Annotated in this window: 17 protein-coding genes; 11 read left to right on the top strand and 6 right to left on the bottom strand. The window is 54.2% G+C overall.

What is annotated here, in order from left to right; genetic code table 11:
• Window positions 1-176: 176 nt before the first annotated feature.
• Complete coding sequence (gene ydgH / locus HA45_RS26440; protein ID WP_100700571.1) at window positions 177-1133, top strand: DUF1471 family protein YdgH; 957 nt, start codon at window positions 177-179, stop codon at window positions 1131-1133.
• Window positions 1134-1344: 211 nt separating this feature from the next.
• On the top strand, window positions 1345-2736 hold the full coding sequence (locus tag HA45_RS26435; protein WP_100700572.1) for a basic amino acid/polyamine antiporter: 1392 nt from the start codon (window positions 1345-1347) through the stop codon (window positions 2734-2736).
• On the opposite strand, the gene HA45_RS26430 is transcribed toward HA45_RS26435, so the two are convergent.
• Complete coding sequence (locus tag HA45_RS26430) at window positions 2737-3150, bottom strand: hypothetical protein (RefSeq protein WP_100700573.1); 414 nt, start codon at window positions 3148-3150, stop codon at window positions 2737-2739. It abuts the gene before it with no gap.
• Window positions 3151-3326: 176 nt separating this feature from the next.
• On the opposite strand from HA45_RS26430, the gene rstA reads away from it, so the two are divergent.
• The 6 genes from rstA to HA45_RS26405 all read left to right on the top strand — a co-directional run bounded on the left by rstA (window position 3327) and on the right by HA45_RS26405 (window position 8538).
• A complete protein-coding gene (rstA, locus tag HA45_RS26425; protein ID WP_100700574.1) occupies window positions 3327-4052 on the top strand; it encodes a two-component system response regulator RstA in 726 nt (241 codons plus the stop codon).
• Complete coding sequence (rstB, locus tag HA45_RS26420; protein ID WP_100700575.1) at window positions 4049-5359, top strand: two-component system sensor histidine kinase RstB; 1311 nt, start codon at window positions 4049-4051, stop codon at window positions 5357-5359. The genes rstA and rstB overlap by 4 nt, the downstream gene beginning before the upstream one ends.
• Before the next feature lie 12 nt (window positions 5360-5371).
• On the top strand, window positions 5372-6859 hold the full coding sequence (locus HA45_RS26415; protein ID WP_100700576.1) for a carboxypeptidase M32: 1488 nt from the start codon (window positions 5372-5374) through the stop codon (window positions 6857-6859).
• Window positions 6860-7029: 170 nt separating this feature from the next.
• Complete coding sequence (asr, locus tag HA45_RS26410) at window positions 7030-7449, top strand: acid resistance repetitive basic protein Asr (protein WP_100700577.1); 420 nt, start codon at window positions 7030-7032, stop codon at window positions 7447-7449.
• Window positions 7450-7531: 82 nt separating this feature from the next.
• Window positions 7532-7612, top strand: a complete 81-nt coding sequence (gene ydgU, locus HA45_RS29445; protein ID WP_455843913.1) for a small membrane protein YdgU — start codon at window positions 7532-7534, stop codon at window positions 7610-7612.
• 119 nt (window positions 7613-7731) lie between these two features.
• The gene (locus HA45_RS26405; protein ID WP_100700578.1) at window positions 7732-8538 is read left to right on the top strand and encodes a trypsin-like serine peptidase; all 807 of its coding nucleotides are present in this window, start codon (window positions 7732-7734) and stop codon (window positions 8536-8538) included.
• Window positions 8539-8652: 114 nt separating this feature from the next.
• On the opposite strand, the gene hrpA is transcribed toward HA45_RS26405, so the two are convergent.
• Window positions 8653-12549, bottom strand: coding sequence for an ATP-dependent RNA helicase HrpA (gene hrpA, locus HA45_RS26400; RefSeq protein ID WP_100700579.1), 3897 nt, complete (start codon window positions 12547-12549; stop codon window positions 8653-8655).
• A gap of 255 nt (window positions 12550-12804) precedes the next feature.
• Here hrpA and azoR point away from each other — a divergent pair, with 255 nt between their 5' ends.
• On the top strand, window positions 12805-13404 hold the full coding sequence (azoR, locus tag HA45_RS26395) for an FMN-dependent NADH-azoreductase (protein ID WP_100700580.1): 600 nt from the start codon (window positions 12805-12807) through the stop codon (window positions 13402-13404).
• Window positions 13405-13493: 89 nt separating this feature from the next.
• Here the strand turns inward: azoR and HA45_RS26390 are convergent, their stop codons facing one another.
• The 3 genes from HA45_RS26390 to HA45_RS26380 are packed head-to-tail and all read right to left on the bottom strand — an operon-like array spanning window position 13494 to window position 16626.
• Window positions 13494-13814 carry a YdbL family probable chaperone protein gene (locus tag HA45_RS26390; RefSeq protein ID WP_100700581.1) on the bottom strand — a complete coding sequence of 107 codons (321 nt, stop codon included), beginning with the start codon at window positions 13812-13814 and terminating at the stop codon, window positions 13494-13496.
• Window positions 13815-13825: 11 nt separating this feature from the next.
• Complete coding sequence (locus HA45_RS26385; RefSeq protein WP_100700582.1) at window positions 13826-14014, bottom strand: YnbE family lipoprotein; 189 nt, start codon at window positions 14012-14014, stop codon at window positions 13826-13828.
• Window positions 14011-16626 (bottom strand): YdbH family protein, encoded by a 2616-nt coding sequence (locus HA45_RS26380; protein ID WP_100700583.1) that lies wholly within the window; start codon window positions 16624-16626, stop codon window positions 14011-14013. The genes HA45_RS26385 and HA45_RS26380 overlap by 4 nt, the downstream gene beginning before the upstream one ends.
• 165 nt (window positions 16627-16791) lie before the next feature.
• Here HA45_RS26380 and HA45_RS26375 point away from each other — a divergent pair, with 165 nt between their 5' ends.
• Window positions 16792-17784: a 2-hydroxyacid dehydrogenase gene (locus HA45_RS26375; protein WP_100701346.1), complete on the top strand. Its 993-nt coding sequence runs from the start codon at window positions 16792-16794 to the stop codon at window positions 17782-17784.
• Window positions 17785-17801: 17 nt separating this feature from the next.
• Here the strand turns inward: HA45_RS26375 and HA45_RS26370 are convergent, their stop codons facing one another.
• Window positions 17802-18074: a putative hemolysin gene (locus tag HA45_RS26370; RefSeq protein WP_100700584.1), complete on the bottom strand. Its 273-nt coding sequence runs from the start codon at window positions 18072-18074 to the stop codon at window positions 17802-17804.
• Window positions 18075-18262: 188 nt separating this feature from the next.
• On the opposite strand from HA45_RS26370, the gene HA45_RS26365 reads away from it, so the two are divergent.
• A complete protein-coding gene (locus HA45_RS26365; protein WP_100700585.1) occupies window positions 18263-18919 on the top strand; it encodes an MgtC/SapB family protein in 657 nt (218 codons plus the stop codon).
• Window positions 18920-18975 lie beyond the last annotated feature (56 nt).

Below are 18975 nucleotides of genomic sequence, written 5' to 3'. Positions count from 1 at the left end.
CATAGCATAGGCAAATGACATGTCGATGAATAACTTGCGGAGATTGTCAATGTTATGCACATAAAATGGCTGAGACAGGTGGATTATTACATGCAATAATCAGCGGCTAATCTGTTATACATCAAGAGTCCAGCACGTTTTCGTACTCATTTTGCGTAAGGCGAAGGATCATTTTTATGAAGCTGAAGAACACCATTCTGGCGACCACCCTGTTATCACTGTTGGCCGCAAATGCATTTGCGGCCAAAGAGTTGACGCCAGAACAAGCGGCCGCGTTGAAACCATTCCAACGTATTAATATCAGCGGTCGTTTCAATGCCATTGGTGATGCCACCGATGCCATCTCCAAAGCAGCCGATGAAAAAGGCGCTGACTCCTTCTATGTACAAGGCATCAATGACACCAATGGCAATGGCGGCAACTGGCGCGTCACGGCTGATTTGTATAAAGCCGATGCACCAAAAGCCGATCAGTCCACTAAATATCGTATGTTTAATGGTGTTAAAGAGCTGCCAAAAGCAGAAGCCTATCGCTTAGAACCGTTTGATACCGTGTCGGTCAATGGTTTCTTCTCCAGCCAGCCAGATGTAAACGAAGCGATTGCTAAACAGGCTAAAGATAAAGGCGCAGCGTCGTTCTTTATCGTTCGTCAGGTCGATGCAAACAACGGCGGCAATCAGTATGTGACGGCTTACGTTTACAAAGCAGATGCTGCAGAGCGTAAAGTGCAGAACGTTTCTGATGCCATTCCTGCCGATTCTGAAGCTGGTAAAGCGGCATTGGCCGCCGGCGGCGTAGAAGCGAAGAAAGTGGCCATTCCAGGCGTTGCTTCCTCTGACACCCCAAGCCGCAGCGTAGGCCGTTTCTTCGAAACCCAGAGTTCTACCGGCGAACGTTACACCGTTAAACTGGCCGATGGACGCAGCGTGCAGGAGATCAATGCGATCACCGCTGCACAGATGCAACCGTTCGATACCATCACCTTCTCCGATCATTTCGGTACGCCGACAGAGATTTCAGAAGCTGTAGGTAAACGCGCAGCGGATAAAGGGGCGAAGTTCTACCACGTCACCCGTCAGTGGTCTAACCAGAGTGGTGGTAACCTCACCGTGACCGCGGATCTGTTCAAGTAATATCGATGCAGGGCGGCGCCTGTCGCCCTGCGTATCTGTTTGCATAGTCTGTGCGCAAATCTGCATAATCCTGCATTGCCTTCCCTTCCCGCTCTCCGTAAAATCCTTCGCCTGTTTTCAGTCTATTCCGTTTTAAACTGCGCTAATCACCACGTTACACTCCAGCGGAATCGTCACTAACCAGCATACTCTGCTGTCCGGGAAAGGTATTTTGGATAAAAAATTAGGTCTCAGCGCGCTCACCGCGTTGGTACTCAGCTCAATGCTTGGCGCGGGCGTGTTCAGTCTGCCGCAAAATATGGCGTCGGTGGCGGGCCCTGCGGCCTTGCTGATTGGCTGGTTAATTACTGGTGTGGGGATCCTGTTTCTTGCCCTGGCGATGCTGCTGTTGACGCGCTTAAAACCCGAACTGGACGGCGGGATTTTTACCTACGCGCGTGCAGGATTTGGTGAGCTGATGGGATTTTGCTCCGCATGGGGCTACTGGTTATGTGCGGTGATCGCTAACGTTTCGTATCTGGTGATTGTCTTTTCGGCATTGAGTTTCTTTACCGATTCTCCGGGGCACGTGGTATTCGGCGATGGCAACACCTGGCAGGCGATGCTCGGCGCGTCGGTGCTGCTGTTGTTAGTGCATTGCCTGGTATTGCGCGGGGTGCAAACCGCTGCCAGCATCAATCTGTTAGCGACCTTGGGCAAACTGGTGCCGCTACTGTTGTTTGTGGTGCTGGCCTTGCTGGCATTCAACTACGATCGCTTTCACTTCGATTTTACTGGCGTGGCTTTAGGGCAGCCGCTCTGGCAGCAGGTCAAGCAAACTATGCTGATCACCCTGTGGGTGTTTATTGGTGTCGAAGGCGCGGTCGTGGTTTCCGCGCGAGCCCGTCACAAGAAAGATGTGGGACGCGCCACCATGCTGGCGGTTATCGCGGCCCTGCTGGTTTACTTGCTGGTTACCCTGCTTGCGCTGGGCGTTGTGCCGCGTGCAGAGCTGGCGCAAATGCGGAATCCTTCGATGGCAGGATTGATGCAGCATTTATTAGGGCACTGGGGCAATACGGTGATTGCAGTGGGTCTGATTATTTCCGTGTGTGGCGCGTATTTAAGCTGGACAATCATGGCCGCTGAAGTCCCTTTCCTTGCGGCACAACAAGGGGCTTTTCCCCGCAGCATTGCACGCCAGAATCGTCACAATTCTCCGGCTGCTTCGCTGTGGCTCACTAACGCCAGCGTGCAGGTCTGTTTGATTCTGATTGCCGTCACCGGCGCAGATTACAATACGCTCCTGACCATCGCGTCAGAGATGATTCTGGTGCCGTATCTGCTGGTGGGTCTGTATTTAATCAAAGTGGTTCGCGGACAAAATAATCCGCTGGCGATGGCGGTGGGATTGGGCGCCAGTGCCTACGGATTCTGGCTGCTTTATGCTTCAGGTCCGCTGCATCTGCTGCTGTCTGTGGTGCTTTACGCGCCGGGATTACTGCTGTTCCTTTATGCGCGACGCGGCGGCCGCGGCAACAAGGTGTTGTCACAGCTGGAGCGCATCGCGATTGTACTGCTGATTGCTGCATCACTGCCGGCTACGTGGCAGCTCACGCAATAATTAGTGGGGCTGGACGGGAATGGATACGCACAGCAGGTCATCCTGCTGTGTCAGATTAAGCGCTTTACGGTATTCCTGATGAATCGCGTCAAGCTGATCTTCTGACAGAGGGTAAGGCAATTGAATGTCGAAGCGGCTGATATGTTGCTGTTCCGCTAAGGTGATCAGTCGCGCGATATTAATCTCGTCACTGACCTGCGTTGAAATGATTTGTAATGCTAATTCTTTCAGGTGCTCATCGCTCGCCGCTAAGCCGTGCGAGGATTTACGTGTCACCATGCCAAAAATCGGCATCACGCCATAAATGGCGTCAACGAAGCTCCAGCGTTTTTTGCAGGAAGCGGAAAGAAAATCGCTGTAATTGAAGCAGATGCGGTCACTGTATCCGGCTGAAGCCAGCTCTTTATCAGACACCCTCGCACTCCTCCTGGTTTTCGTTACGGTTCCGAACCTTGCGCTACAACGCGCCGCTAATAATGGCACATTTCACGGTAAACATACCAGTCAGGCAGGGATATTTCGTGCGATAGCGTAGAGCTCAGGACCAGGAAAAGTTATGCTGCTGTCATTGTCATCACTCGCAGTGAACTATGAACAGAATTGTCTATGTGGAAGATGAGCCAGAAGTTGGTGAATTGATCGCCGCTTACCTTGGCCGCCACGATATTGAAGTGACTGTTGAAACGCGCGGTGACCGCGCAGAAGCCACCATTCTTGCCGCCGATCCCGATCTGGTGCTGCTGGATATCATGTTGCCGGGGAAAGATGGCATGACGGTATGTCGCGATTTGCGCGCGCACTGGTCAGGGCCAATCGTGCTGCTCACCTCGCTCGACAGCGACATGAACCACATTCTGGCGCTGGAAATGGGCGCCAACGATTACATTCTGAAAACCACGCCGCCCGCCGTTTTGCTGGCGCGTTTGCGTTTACACCTGCGTCAGGCTCAGGGTTCTCAGCCCGAAGTCACGCCAGCCATTCAGAGTTCGCAGCGAGTGTTACGCTTTGGCTCATTGACCATAGATTCTCTGAATCGTCAGGTGATGCTGTTTGAAGAAAACATCACCCTTTCTACTGCCGATTTTGATCTGCTGTGGGAGTTAGCCACGCACGCCGGCCAGATTTTGAACCGTGATGCCTTGCTGAAAACGCTGCGAGGGGTGACTTACGACGGCATGGATCGCAGTATTGATGTGGCGATCTCTCGCCTGCGCAAAAAACTTTATGACAGTGCCACCGAACCGTTCCGCATCAAGACCATCCGTAATAAAGGATACCTGTTCGCGCCTCAGGCCTGGGATACCCGTTCTGCATGAGAAAACTCTTTATCCAGTTCTATCTGCTGCTGTTCGTCTGTTTCCTGGTGATGACCTTGCTGGTAGGACTGGTGTACAAGTTCACCGCTGAACGTGCGGGTCGCCAGTCGATGAATGATTTGATGGCCAGCTCGCTGTTTTTAATGCGTAGCGAATTGCGCGAGATCCCTCCGCGTGACTGGAACAAAACCATCCGCAACCTCGATCTCGATTTATCGTTTGAGCTGCATATCGAACCGATGAGCAAATATGAGCTGGATGAGCCGGATATGCGCCGCCTGCGTGCCGGTGAAATTGTCGCGCTCGACGATCAATACACCTTCCTGCAGCACATCCCGCGCAGCCACTATGTGTTGTCAGTCGGCCCTATCCCTTATTTGTTCTATTTGCATCAGATGCGCATCCTCGATATCGCGCTGCTGGCCTTTATTGGCATGTCGCTGGCGCTGCCGGTATTTATCTGGCTGCGGCCGCATTGGCAGGAGATGCAGCGGCTGGAAAAAGCCGCTCAACGCTTTGGTCGCGGCGAGTTGGATGTGCGTACCCATTTCGAAAGCACGTCGAGCTTGCACAGTCTCGGCGTGGCGTTTAACCAGATGGCCGACAACATTAATACGCTGGTGGCCAGTAAGAAGCAGCTGATTGACGGCATAGCCCATGAACTGCGCACGCCACTGGTGCGGCTACGTTATCGACTGGAGATGAGCGATAACCTCAGTGAAGCCGAATCCGCGGCGTTAAATCGCGATGTCGGCCAGTTAGAGAGCTTGATTGAAGAGCTGCTGACTTACGCTCGCCTCGATCGCCCAAGGGTCGATCTTAATCTGCAATCGTTTGATCTGGCTCAGTGGCTGCGCGTGCACATTGAAGATGTGCAAACCATGAATCCTCAGGCACAGATTGCACTGGATATTCCGCAGCTGGAAAACGTCGGCGCGGCGGATACGCGTCTGATGGAGCGGGTGCTGGATAATCTGGTGAACAATGCACTGCGCTATGCTCAGCATCGTTTGCGCGTCAGCTTATGGTTTGACGGCGCCATCGGCAATCTACAGGTCGAGGATGACGGTCCAGGCATTCCACAGGAAGAACGCGCTCGCGTGTTTGAGCCTTTCGTCCGGCTCGATCCCAGCCGCGATCGCGCCACGGGCGGCTGTGGTTTGGGACTGGCCATTGTCCACTCCATCGCGCAAGCATTGCAGGGCAACGTCACCATTGAAAGCAGCCCATTGGGTGGCGCCAGCGTTCGCTTCTGCTGGCCCATTGATCTACCCTTGCGAGACATTTCGCCACGTTTATCGTCATAAGGAGTTTTCATCGTGACATCCGCTTATCAGGAACTGAGCAAAACCTTCCAGCGTCTTTCTCGCTTCGGTCACCTTGGCGCTATTGCTGGCGTCGATATGCAAACCACCATGCCACCTGGCGGCAGTCAGGCACGCGGCGAAGCCCTTGCCGAACTGAGCGTGTTTATGCATGAAATTCTGACTGAAAAACGTCTCGGTGGGCTGTTTGCTGCTGCACAGCAGGAATCGTTAAACGATGTTGAGCAGGCAAATCTCAGTGAAATGCAGCGTGCGTGGCAGCAGGCTACAATCCTCCCGGCTTCATTAGTGGAAGCCAAATCACTGGCAGGCTCTCGTTGCGAACACGCATGGCGTCAACAGCGCCCCGCCAACGACTGGCAAGGATTTTCAGCCAACCTGAAAGAAGTGGTGAAGCTCAGCCGTCAGGAAGCGCAACTGCGCGCAGAAGCATTAGGTGTCTCACGTTATGACGCCCTGCTGGATGTGTTTGAGCCGGGCATGACCAGCGCACAGCTCGACACCACCTTTGGCGAGTTGAAAAGCTGGCTGCCGGACCTGTTACAGCAAGCCGTCGCGAAGCAGCAGCAAACTCCTATCGCTGTCCCCGTGGGGCCTTTTGCCATTGATGAGCAGAAACAGCTCGGCCTCAGCCTGATGAAAACCCTGGGTTTCGATTTTAATCATGGCCGTCTCGACGTGAGTGCCCACCCGTTTTGCGGCGGTGTACCGGAAGATGTGCGTATCACCACCCGTTACAATGAGAACGATTTCCTCAGCGCGATGATGGGCGTGATCCACGAAACCGGTCATGCTCGCTATGAGCAGAATCTGCCGCAGCAGTGGCGCGGACAACCCGTCGCCCATGCGCGTTCCACCGCCATGCATGAGTCGCAGAGCCTGTTTATGGAAATGCAGCTTGGTCGCAGCAAGGCCTTTCTGCAGCACATTCATCCGCAGGTGGTGGCGTTGATGCGCGACCAGCCGGCGCTGGAAGTGCAAAACTTTATTCGTCAGACACAACGCGTTAAGCCGGGTTTTATTCGCGTCGATGCGGATGAGCTGAGCTATCCGGCCCACGTGATTCTGCGCTACGAAATTGAACGCGCCTTAATTGAAGGTGAGATTGAAGTTGATGACATCCCAGCATTGTGGGATGAGAAAATGCAGCAGTCACTAGGAATTGATACGCGGGGCAACTATCGTGACGGCTGTATGCAGGATATCCACTGGACCGATGGTGCATTTGGTTACTTCCCGACGTACACCTTAGGTGCTATGTACGCTGCCCAGCTGTTCCAGGCGGTGAAACGCGCGCTGCCGCAGGTTGACGAGTTAATTCTGAACGGCGAGTTACAGCCAGTGTTTGACTGGTTACAGCAAAATATCTGGCAGCACGGCAGCCGTTTCCCGACTCAGCAACTGTTAGTCAATGCCACCGGTGAAACACTGAATCCGCAGTACTTCCGTCAACATCTTGAACAACGCTATCTCTCTGCGTAAACTGCGCGGCGGCCCCATCGGCCGCCCTTTTCACTTCCTTTACGCCACTTTGTACAATCCGTTACACGCCGATACCAATGCCTCACGGAAAGCCTCAATTGTTTTTCATATAGTTGTCTCACCGGCCCCGCAGTGGGTCACACATGAAAAAATAGTCCGAGGATTTTGCGATGAAAAAATTAGTTGCACTGGTGATCGCCGCTGCTATGGGTATGTCTTCTGTTGCTTTCGCTGCTGAAACAGCTGCTGCTCCGGCTGCTGCCGCAACAACGACCGCAGCACCTGTTAAACACAAAGCGGTTCACCACAAGAAAGTTGCCCAGAAAGCGCAGGCAGCTAAGAAACACAAGAAAGTAGAGAAGAAAGCGCCAGCTGCACAGAAAGCTCAGGCTGCTAAAAAGCACCACAAAAAAGCAACCAAACCAGCTGCACAGAAAGCCCAGGCTGCTAAAAAGCACCACAAAAAAGCAACCAAGCCAGCTGCACAGAAAGCTCAGGCTGCTAAAAAGCACCACAAAAAAGTAACTAAGCCAGCTCAGAAAGCTCAGGCTGCTAAAAAGCACCACAAAGCGAAAAAAGCGGCTAAATAATACGGCCTCTTAGCGCCAACACCGCATTAATGATTGAAAACACCCGGTTATGCCGGGTGTTTATTTACTGGAGTAGCGAAAAATGGTGCGTCGCTATCGCTTCGAAATTATCCTGATTGTGATGATCCTGTGCGGCATCGTTGCAGCCAGCTTTTTTATCTAGTCGTTGTAGCGTGCTGATTACTCCAATATTTCTCCCTTTTTTCCCGCTCTCCGACTATAGTTATCGCTCAAGCGTGATGACAACAATATCCCCTACTTATTCTCGCCATTGAGAGATTTATGCGCCTGGCTACCCTGTTACTTGTTGGTATTTTCAGTTTTAACCTCGCAGCACATGCCGATGACGAAGATGGGCCAAGCCCGGAAGACATCAAGACACTTTTCTTTGGCAAAGATCACCGTAAAGCGATTACGGATGTCAGCGCCGCGCCCTGGGATGCCATTGGTCAGTTAGAGACCGAAAGCGGTAACCTCTGCACCGCCACCCTGATTTCTGCCCATCTGGCCTTGACGGCCGGACACTGCTTATTAGCGCCACCCGGTAAATTTGATAAGCCGGTTGCTCTGCGTTTTATGGCAGGTGCGAAAGGCTGGCGTTACGAAATTCATGATATCGATGCACGCGTCGAACCTTCTTTAGCGCACAGGTTGAAAGCCGATGGTGAAGGCTGGATCGTGCCGCCGGGCGCAGCGCCTTACGATTATGGGCTGGTTATTTTGCATAACCCGCCGTCCGGAATCGTGCCAATCCCCCTGTTTGACGGCTCACGCAGCGATTTAACCGATGCGTTGAAAACCACCGAACGTAAAGTGACGCAAGCCGGTTATCCCGCTGATCACCTCGACACGCTCTATTCACACAGTGATTGCCTGATTACCGGCTGGGCGCAACGTGCAGTGTTGTCGCATCAATGCGATACATTGCCTGGCGACAGCGGATCGCCGCTGCTGTTGAAAAGTGGGGATGGCTGGAAACTGATTGCGGTGCAAAGTTCTGCGCCCGCTCCGGCTGATCGTTATCGTGCGGATAACCGTGCCATCGCGGTGACGTCGTTTAAAGACAGTCTTGAAGAGCTGGCGAAATAAGATTTCGCCACTGAATCGCACACCTTCTTCGCGCCAGGATGCTGCGCGCGTCATTAGCGATATGTTCATTTACAGAGGCGCAAGTCATGAATTGCGCCTCTGTCATTTGTGCAATCAGCCAATCTGTTCCATCGCCTGCAAGATACGCTTGTCAGAGATCGGATAAGAGGTGCCCAACTGCTGGGCAAAGTAACTGATCCGCAACTCCTCCAGCATCCAGCGAATCGCCTGCACTTCAGCATCATCCTGACGTTGGGGTGGCAGTTTATTGCGCCATGCTTGCCACGCCTGTTCGGTTGCCTGCACTTTCAGCATGCGCGCACGGTCGCTGTAAGGGTCGGTCGGCAGTTTCTCCAGACGACGCTCGATACCCTGCAAATAGCGCAACGTGTCGCCCAGATGTTGATAGCCATTCCCAGTGACAAAACCGCGATACACCAAACCGCTCATCTGGTTTTTAATATCAGACAGCGCCAGCGCTAGCGTCATATCGACGCGGCCTTTCAGGAACTTATTGATATTGAACACACAGGTCAGGATCTGCTCGACCTGCTTTGCCACGCTCACCACCGTTTCATTCAGTTCAGCACGCACTTTATCGCGCAGTTGCTCAAAATTATCCTGTTGCCACGCCGGACCGCCCGCTTCCGCCATCAGCTTGTCGACACCACAAGCAATGCAATCATCAATCAGATCCAGCACTTTGCCGTAAGGATTGAAGTACAAGCCGAGTTTGGCTTTGTTTGGCAGCTTCTCGTGCAGATACTTGATCGGCGAAGGGATATTCAATAACAGCAAGCGACGCTGGCCGCGCCACATCATTTTCTGCTGCTCCAGTTCGTTGTCGAACAGGCGAATGGCGACGCTGTCTTTCTCGTCCACCAGCGCCGGCCAGGCTTTAACCTGGTAGCTGCCGCGCTTCTGTTCATAGCTTTGTGGCAGATCGCCAAAGCTCCAGATGTGCAGCCCGCTCTGCTCCAGCCCATCATCCGCGACTTTTGACAGCGTTTCCTGCACTTTCCCTTTCAATACCTGCTTCAACTGATGCAGATCTTTACCTTCCTGCAGCTTGCGGTTGTGCTCATCCACAATGCGGAAGGTCATTTTCAGGTGATCGGGCACCTGATCCCACTGCCAGGCTTCGCGATCAATGGTGACCCCGGTCATGCGGCGGAACTCACGCTCCAGCGCATCTAATAACGGCAATTCCATCGCCTTCACCCGGCCCAGAAACGCTTCGGCATAGTTCGGTGCAGGCACCAGATTACGGCGCGTCGGCTTAGGCAGCGACTTAATTAATGCAATCACCAGCTCACGGCGTACACCGGGGATTTGCCACTCGAAACCACCCTCTTCAACCTGATTGAGCAACGGCAACGGAATATGGACCGTCACGCCATCGGCATCGGCACCGGGTTCAAACTGATAGCTCAGTTTCAGCTTCAGGTTGCCCTGATGCCAGAAGTTGGGGTAATCGAGTTGGCTGACTTTATCGGCACCGTCCTTGATCAGCATCTGCTTATCGAAGCTGAGCAGGTCAGGATTCTCTTTGCTCGCCTGTTTCCACCAACTATCAAAGTGGCGTGCAGAGACCACATCCGCACCAATACGGCGATCGTAGAAGGCAAACAGCGTCTCATCATCAACCAGTATGTCGCGACGACGCGATTTGTGTTCGAGATCTTCCACTTCACTGCGCAATTTAAGGTTGTTGCGCAGGAACGCATGACGCGTTTGCCAGTCACCTTCCACCAGCGCGTGGCGGATAAACAGTTCGCGACTGAGCTGCGCATCGATCTGGCTGTAGTTGACCTTGCGCGCCTGCACAATCGCCAGCCCGTAAAGCGTGACTTTTTCGGTGGCCATCACCGCACCCTGCGCTTTCTCCCAGTGCGGTTCGCTGTAGCTACGCTTGATCAGATGCTGTGCCAGCGGTTCAATCCATTCCGGATCGATACGCGCGGCCACGCGGCCCCATAAGCGGCTGGTTTCCACCAGTTCTGCCACGATGGCCCACTTCGGCGGCTTCTTAAACAATCCTGAACCCGGGAAGATGGAGAAGCGGGCGTTACGCGCACCGGTAAACTCCTGCTTCTCATTATCTTTCTGACCAATATGCGACAGCAATCCGGTGAGCAATGCGCAGTGTACTTCACGATACGGCGCTGGTTCGCTGTTGACCGGCATGCCCAGTTCACGTACCACCTGACGCAGCTGCGTGTAGATATCCTGCCATTCGCGCACGCGCAGATAGTTGAGGAAATCGGTCTTACACTGACGGCGGAAATGATTACTCGACAGCGCTTTTTGCTGCTCCTGCAGGTAATTCCACAGGTTCACGAATGAGAGGAAATCCGACTCTTTATCGGCAAAGCGACGATGTTTTTCATCCGATGCCTGCTGCTTTTCGCTGGGACGTTCGCGCGGGTCCTGAATCGACAAGGCCGCGGTGATGATCATCGCTTCACGCACACAGCCAAATTTCTGCGCTTCCAGCACCATGCGCGCCAGGCGCGGATCCACCGGCAGCTGCGCCAGTTGACGGCCCGAGCCGGTGAGCTTGTAGGTTTCATCTTCACTCAGCGTAATGGCGCCCAACTCTTCCAGCAGGCGCACGCCGTCCTGAATGTTGCGCTTGTCGGGCGCTTCAACAAACGGGAACGCGGCAATATCGCCAAGACCCAGCGCGGTCATTTGCAGAATGACGGAAGCCAGGTTGGTACGCAGAATTTCGGGATCGGTAAACGCGGGGCGGTTGAGGAAGTCGTCTTCGGAAAAGAGCCGAATACAGATCCCCTCCGACACACGTCCGCAGCGTCCTTTACGCTGGTTTGCAGACGCTTGAGAAACCGGTTCAATCGGCAGGCGCTGCACCTTGGTTCGATAGCTGTAACGGCTAATGCGCGCGGTGCCGGGATCGATAACGTATTTAATGCCCGGCACCGTCAGCGAGGTTTCCGCAACGTTGGTGGCCAGCACGATACGGCGTCCGCTGTGTGACTGGAATACGCGGTTCTGCTCGGCGTTCGACAGCCGCGCATAGAGCGGCAAGATGTCGGTATGTGGGATGTCGCGCTTCATCAGCGCATCGGCAGTGTCACGGATTTCGCGTTCGCCGCTCATAAAGATCAGGATATCGCCACGGCTTTCCTGACCTAATTCATCCACCGCATCAAAAATCGCCTGCAGCTGATCGCGATCGGTATCATCGGCATCTTCCACAATCGGTCGATAGCGCACTTCCACCGGATACGTTCGGCCTGAGACTTCGATCACCGGAGCATTGTTGAAATGGCGCGAGAAACGCTGCGGATCGATGGTGGCCGAGGTGATGATCACTTTCAGATCCGGGCGGCGCGGCAACAGCTCACGCAGATAACCCAGCAAAAAGTCGATGTTCAGGCTGCGCTCGTGCGCTTCATCAATAATGATGGTGTCGTATTGCAGCAGCTGGCGATCCTGCTGGATTTCCGCCAGCAAAATACCGTCCGTCATCAGCTTCACCTGCGTGGTTTCGCTGACCTGATCGTTAAAACGCACTTTATAACCGATGGTACCGCCGAGCGAAGTCTCCAGCTCTTCGGCAATGCGGTTGGCCACCGTGCGCGCGGCCAGGCGGCGCGGCTGCGTATGACCAATCAGCCCTTTCACACCGCGTCCCAGCGCCAGACAAATCTTGGGCAGCTGGGTGGTTTTCCCTGAACCGGTTTCACCGGCCACGATCACCACCTGATGATCGCGAATCGCCTCAGCAATCTCTTGCTGCTTCTGGCTGACAGGCAGGTTTTCCGGGAAAGTGATGCGCGGCGTCGCGGCTTGCCGTTGGGCAATACGTTGCTCGGCGGCAGCAAATTCAGGCTCAAGCTCCGCCACAATACCCTGCTGCGCATCGGGATTTTTGACTTTAGCCGCGCCGTGCAGGCGACGTTGCAAACGCTGGCGATCGCGCAGCGTCAGATTATCGAGCCGCGACCAGAGCGGTGCCAAAGGAGATGATGGGGATGAAGACATAATGATGCGTTACCTGTTGTCGCGGCGAGCCTGGCAAAATGCGCTCTATACCGGCTGAAATTTCCCGGCGGATTCAATCAATTATTGCCCGGCATGATAGCACACTCTGGAAAACCTCACCTGACCGGACGTGCGACCTTATTCAATAATTTCGAACATAGGTCTCGAAATATTGCGCTTTTACCTCGCGGAGGAACTCCGTAGAGTGTAACGCATTGAGCGGTAAGCCAACCGCGTCACGCACAGGAAAATACCATGAGCAAAGTTTTAGTTCTGAAATCAAGCATCCTCGCCGGTTACTCTCAGACCAACCAGCTGGCTGACTTCTACGCTGAAGAAGCGCGCGCCAAAGGTAACGAAGTTACCGTACGCGATCTGGCTGCTCAGCCGATTCCGGTTCTGGATGGTGAGCTGGTTGGCGCACTGCGTCCTTCCGATGCGCCACTGTCTCCGCGTCAGCAGGAAGCCCTGGCACTGTCTGACGAACTGATTGCTGAACTGCAAGCGCATGACACCGTGGTTATCGCTGCACCGATGTACAACTTCAACATCCCAACCCAGTTGAAAAACTACTTCGACCTGATTGCTCGTGCTGGCGTGACTTTCCGTTACACCGAAGCGGGCCCGGAAGGTCTGGTGACCGGTAAACGTGCTGTGATCCTGTCCAGCCGTGGCGGTATCCATAAAGATACCCCTACCGATCTGTTGACCCCATACGTGAAATTGTTCCTGGGCTTCATCGGCATCACCGACGTGAACTTCGTGTTCGCGGAAGGTATTGCTTATGGTCCTGAAGTGGCAACCAAAGCGGCTAACGACGCGAAAGATGCCATCAAGCAAATTGTTGCTGCGTAATCATTGAGAACGTGATGAATACCCGAGAATAATGGGTATGATGCCATCATTGCCGGGCCTGAGCGCCCGGCTTTTTTATGCCTGCTAGCTTACTTCTGGACCCACTGGCCGTTAATCCCGCGCACGAACTCACCGCTGCCCGCACGGCTCACCAGCTTCTCACCGGCAATCCGCGCCACTTCACTGGTGGTCAGGTTATTCTGCTGCGCCACACGCTGATACTGTTGTGTCCGCCCCTCATTAATGCGCTTAACCAATGCCTGGGTTTCCGCATCCTGCTGACGGGCCGCGACAAAACCACTGAGTGTTTCACCCACGCGCCCCTGTTGACGCGCCTCATCAAGTGTCAACGCCCATGCGGAAGGTATCAGCAGCAGCGCCAGCATCAGGGCGATCCCTTTGCGTTTCATCATGCCGCTCCTCAAAACAGGCCGCTTTGGTTTTTCAGCAGCGCTTCCACATCTTTATCCACTTTGATGTGGATTTCATGCTCAATCTTCACGTTCATATTGATGGTGATCGGCTCTTTCGGTGCCGCCACTTCAATACGCGGCACGCAACCGACCAGCGGCAGCCATGCTGCCAGCACCAGTAATGCCCTCGGGCTCATTGGGGATCCTTTTTCGATGGCAGGGTGGCATTTTGCTCCACCCAGGATTGCAAATTATCGCCAAAGCGCAAGCTGCGCCATAGCTGGAACAGGTTTTCCTGATGTCGATAGTTAAGATTGATTGACTGTCGGCGATTACTAAACTGGCTGGTGCCCTTCACTTCTGACTGCATAGTGAGATTGCCGAAGTTATCCAGATCCAGGGTGGCCCACGAACGGGAAATCTCCATATAACGCAGCCAGTCCATGGCCGCACCCGCTGCAAAATTATTACTGACGATGGCATCGGCCATGTCTTTATCCATGCGGAATGTCAACGGGCCGCTATTGGCAATCCAGCCCTTCTCAATCAGCCATTGTGGATTGTTCACCCACAGCGGCAGCTCACCGTTCACCTTGCCGGACATCGCGAACTGCTTGGGCTTAATGGCGGTGATCAGTTTGCTGAGATTGATTTCTCGCAGCGAAACCCGTGCAGGTTGATGCTGTGGCATACGCAGTTCTGGCATGCTGACATGGCCGCCGAGCAGATCGAGATTGACGTTGCTGAGCGTCAGCGGTTGGCGCTCGTGCCAGGGATAATGGCCTTGTAAATCGGCGGTGATATTCTGCAGGGCAAACTGATTTTTGACCTCGGCGATACGCAAGGAAACCGGCCCGCGACGGCCCAGTTGCCATTGATGGTCTTTGAGACGAAACGGCAACGTGAAGTCGATGCCGTTGATTTCACTGTCTGGCATCCACACGCCGCCATTTTTTACCGCCCAGAAGCCCCCGGCTTCAAAGCCTTGATCGCTGGCGGCGGAAAACGCCATCTGCGCGCGCAGTTCGCCAGCCTGAATGCGCATCTTTAAATCGCTGCTGAGTAATGGCTGAAATACCCTCAATGACTGCGCCGGCCACCAGGCTTCACCACGCAGACGTTCACCATCCCAGCGCCCATGCACGCGCACCGGACCAATATCTTCAGCGGTTAATTGCCCACGCCAGATAAAGCGACTCGGGTCACTGCCTTTGGCCTCAAAACTCAGTTCTGAAGGCGGTAGCCAGCCGCCATAGCTAAACTGCGTCTGGCCAGACTTGAGCGTAAAGCCCCCGTTAAAGGCCGGATGAGCGGCATCACGCTGCCAACGCACGGGAGCAGTAAGCGTCAGGCGCGGTTTATCCACTTGCACCATGCCGTAAGCCAGCTGATCAAAACCGGTGTTAAGTGTGTCGAGGCTAATCAGCGTGTCTTGCCAGCTGCCAGTTCCTTTAACATCCCATTTGGCGTTCAGGGGTTGCATCTCGCCGTCGCCCCAGTAACGCCAGTTCCAGCGTCCGCTGTCCGGCCAGAAATCGCTGGCGCGGCCATCAAGATGCAGCGTGAATCGGCCAAAGCTGGGATCGTGGGCCTTTAGAATCGCCTGCAATCGTCCGTTGATACCCCGTGAAGCCAGCGTCACACCCGCCAGCGGCCAACGGGCTTCATCCACTTCCAGCGTCGAAAGTAAACGGCCGCGCAAGCGCAACAGCGCGCCCTGTTTCAGGCTGATTTGGGGATCGCTCAGCATGCCATGCAGTAAGCCCGGCATACTGCCAAACAGTTGCAGATCGGCAAACTTGCTATCACCCGTGAGCTGGAACGGCAATGCGCTGTCAGTGAGGCTGAGCGTGCCCGGCCCGACGCTGAGTACCAAATTACCTTTGCCGCCACGCCCCTGTGTCAACAGGTTGAAACGTCCGCTGATTTGCGTGTTTTCTAGTCCCTGCTGCCAGTTGTCCAGCGTGAGCGCCAGACCACCCGACAGCGGTTGCTCGGCTTGCGGCCAACGCCACTGACCTTGAGTAATACGAATTTGCTGCGCATCGACCTGCCACGGCAATTGCAACAGCGGCTGATCGTCACCCTGTTGGTTAACCACCAGCGTGCCCTGCTGTTGCTGCCAGTTAAGCGTCACCGCCAGCGGCTGCGGCCATTGCACCAGGTTGATATCACCGTTGAGTTCCCCGGCAACCGGTAAACCATTAGCGAATGTCGGAAGCGTTAACTCCCCGTGCAGATCGAGCGGTTTGGGTAGCAGAGGATGACTGAGCTGGAGTTGTGCGATTTGCAGTTGCTGACCTTGCAGGCGCGCATCGACGCTGAGGTTATCGCCCTGATAGTGCAGCTGCTGAACATTTTTATCGAGGTTGAGGTCAAAACCACCGGCATACTGCTGCCAGGGTAAAATACTCAACTGTTTCACATGGATATCAGCGCCCGGCAGCATCTGCTGCCACTCCGCCAGGCTGCGCGGTGCACCACCAGACTCGCTCTGCGGCAGGGCTTGCAAACAGTCACTGTTGAGCTGCACGGCCTGCGCACTGAGCTGCCAGCGTTTATGCTGCCAACCCAGCGCCACATCTTTGACATTCGCCAGTTCGCAATCACCGGCCAGATAGCGAACCGCCGGGAAATGCACGCCGCCGTTATGCCAGCGTGGTGAGCCATTAAGCTCCACACGGGTATTTTCTGGCAGCCAGATTCCCGCCAGACGCGGCAACCATTGCGTCAGCGTTAGCAGTAATCCCAACAACAGCAGTATCAGCGCCAGTAGCGCAGCAAGAGTTCGATGGAGGCCCCGCGTCATGGCAGCTAACTATCCTGTTCTTTACGCAATCCTGACGGAGATGATGTCATGTTATGCCCGGCAAATGAAGGTGTTAGCATTATAGCCTGGTTGAAGATCAGCAAAATGACGCAGAAAACGTTATCCTGTGATGATACCGAAGTTGCATTTTTCAGGAGCGAAATAATGAAAGTTGCGGTTTACAGCACCAAACACTACGACCAGAAATACCTTGAACATGTCAATGCCAGCTATGGATTTGAGCTGCAGTTCTTTGACTTCCTGCTGAGCGAAACCACGGCCAAGAATGCAGCGGGTTGCGATGCGGTGTGCATTTTCGTCAATGATGATGGCAGTAAAGGGGTGCTGGAGGAGCTGGCGGCACTGGGCGTGAAAACCATCGCGCTGCGCTGTGCCGGATTTAATAACGTCGACCTTGAAGCGGCTGCTGCCCTCGGTTTGCAGGTGGTGCGCGTACCGGCTTACTCGCCAGAAGCCGTTGCTGAGCATGCGGTGGGGTTGATGATGACGCTCAACCGACGTATTCATCGCGCCTATCAACGCACGCGTGATGCCAACTTCTCGCTGGAAGGCCTGACCGGCTTCAATATGCATGGCAAAACGGCAGGCGTGATTGGCACTGGTAAAATCGGCGTAGCGACTATGCGTATCCTGAAAGGCTTCGGCATGCGGTTGCTGGCGTTTGATCCCTACCCAAGCGCGGTCGCTCTGGAACTGGGTGCCGAATATGTCGATCTGCAAACCCTGTTTGCCGAATCCGATGTGATTACCCTGCATTGCCCGATGACGCCGGAAAATCATCATCTGCTCAATGCGCAGGCCTTTAGCCAGATGAAAGATGGCGTGATGATCATCAACACCAGTCGCGGTGGCTTAATTGATTCGCAGGCAGCCATCGATGCGTTAAAGCAGCAGAAGATTGGTGCGCTGGGGATGGACGTGTATGAAAACGAGCGCGATCTATTCTTTGAAGATAAATCGAATGATGTGATTCAGGACGATATTTTCCGTCGCCTGTCGGCCTGTCATAACGTGCTGTTTACCGGCCATCAGGCGTTTTTGACAGCCGAAGCCCTGACGGCGATCTCAGAAACCACGCTCAGCAATTTACAGCAACTGGAACGCGGCGAAACCAGCCCGAATCAGGTTAAAGCGTAAGGTTTAATGCGCCTGCATTAGCGGGCGCACTGTCCACCCATCAACGCATTTTCATCGCAGCGGCGACCGTTCGCTAACTGACACATACCAATACGTGAACCATCAAGTTGACGTGAAAACGCCAACGTTCCCCCGGCATTATTACAATTCACTTCGGCCATGGATGCCATGATGACATGCGGTTGAACGTGTGCTGCGGTAGCCTGTTGCGGTGGTTCGTCATCACTGTTGCTGCTGCAGGCAGAAAGTAACAGCGCTGCACCGGCCAGCAGTAAGGTAGCGGCTTTCATCGGTCGGGCTCCGGGGAGTTGGGCGTAAAAGAGCCACCAGCATATGTCAGGTGCGTGAAGGGGTCGATAGGCGACACAGCTTTTTACAAATTTTATTATCGTCGTTTGCAAGCAGAATTATCCTGATTGGGCTGACTGGCCCTTTCCTGAGAAAAACCATGTGCTTTATCAACACGTAAGGAGAAACCATGTTAACGGACATGCTCATCCGTATTGCACTTGCCGGAATTCTTGGCGGCTTGATTGGCCTTGAGCGGCAGATGCGGGCCAAAGAGGCCGGGCTGCGCACTCATATTTTGGTGGGGATCGGCAGTGCGATGTTCATGCTGGTGTCGAAATATGGTTTTTCCGACATGCTGAACAGCGACCATGTGGCGCTGGATCCCAGCCGTATCGCAGCACAAGTGGTGAGTGGCATGGGCTTTCTGGGTGCCGGCACGATCATCATTCAGAAACAGGTGGTGAAAGGATTAACCACCGCGGCCGGACTCTGGGTCACCGCCGCGATAGGACTGGTGATTGGTAGCGGCATGTATGAAATCGGCATTTACGGTACGGTGCTGGCGCTGGTGGTCTTGGAAACTTTTCGTCGCATCAGTCACTGGCTGATTGGTCGCCACCACACGCTGATGGTGCACCTGAAACCGAAAAGTGTGCCGCTGGTGTTGCTGGTGCTACAGCAGGAAAATATCCGCTATGGCCACATCGCGGTGGTCAATCGCGATGAAGAGAATGGATTGTGCGAACTGAGCGTAGAAATCACCTTGTCTCGCCACGCACCCATTCACACCATTTACGATAAAGTGATGGAAATCAAAGGCGTTCAGTCACTGGAAATGATGTAAAAATCAGCAATATTAGTTGGCAGTGCGTTCAGCTACCGCCACCACACAGATGAAAA

It is taken from the genome of Pantoea rodasii (genome assembly GCF_002095465.1).
Classification (GTDB): domain Bacteria; phylum Pseudomonadota; class Gammaproteobacteria; order Enterobacterales; family Enterobacteriaceae; genus Pantoea; species Pantoea rodasii.
The sequence above is the reverse complement of the archived record's forward strand: the minus strand, read 5'-3'. Positions and strand labels throughout refer to the sequence as shown.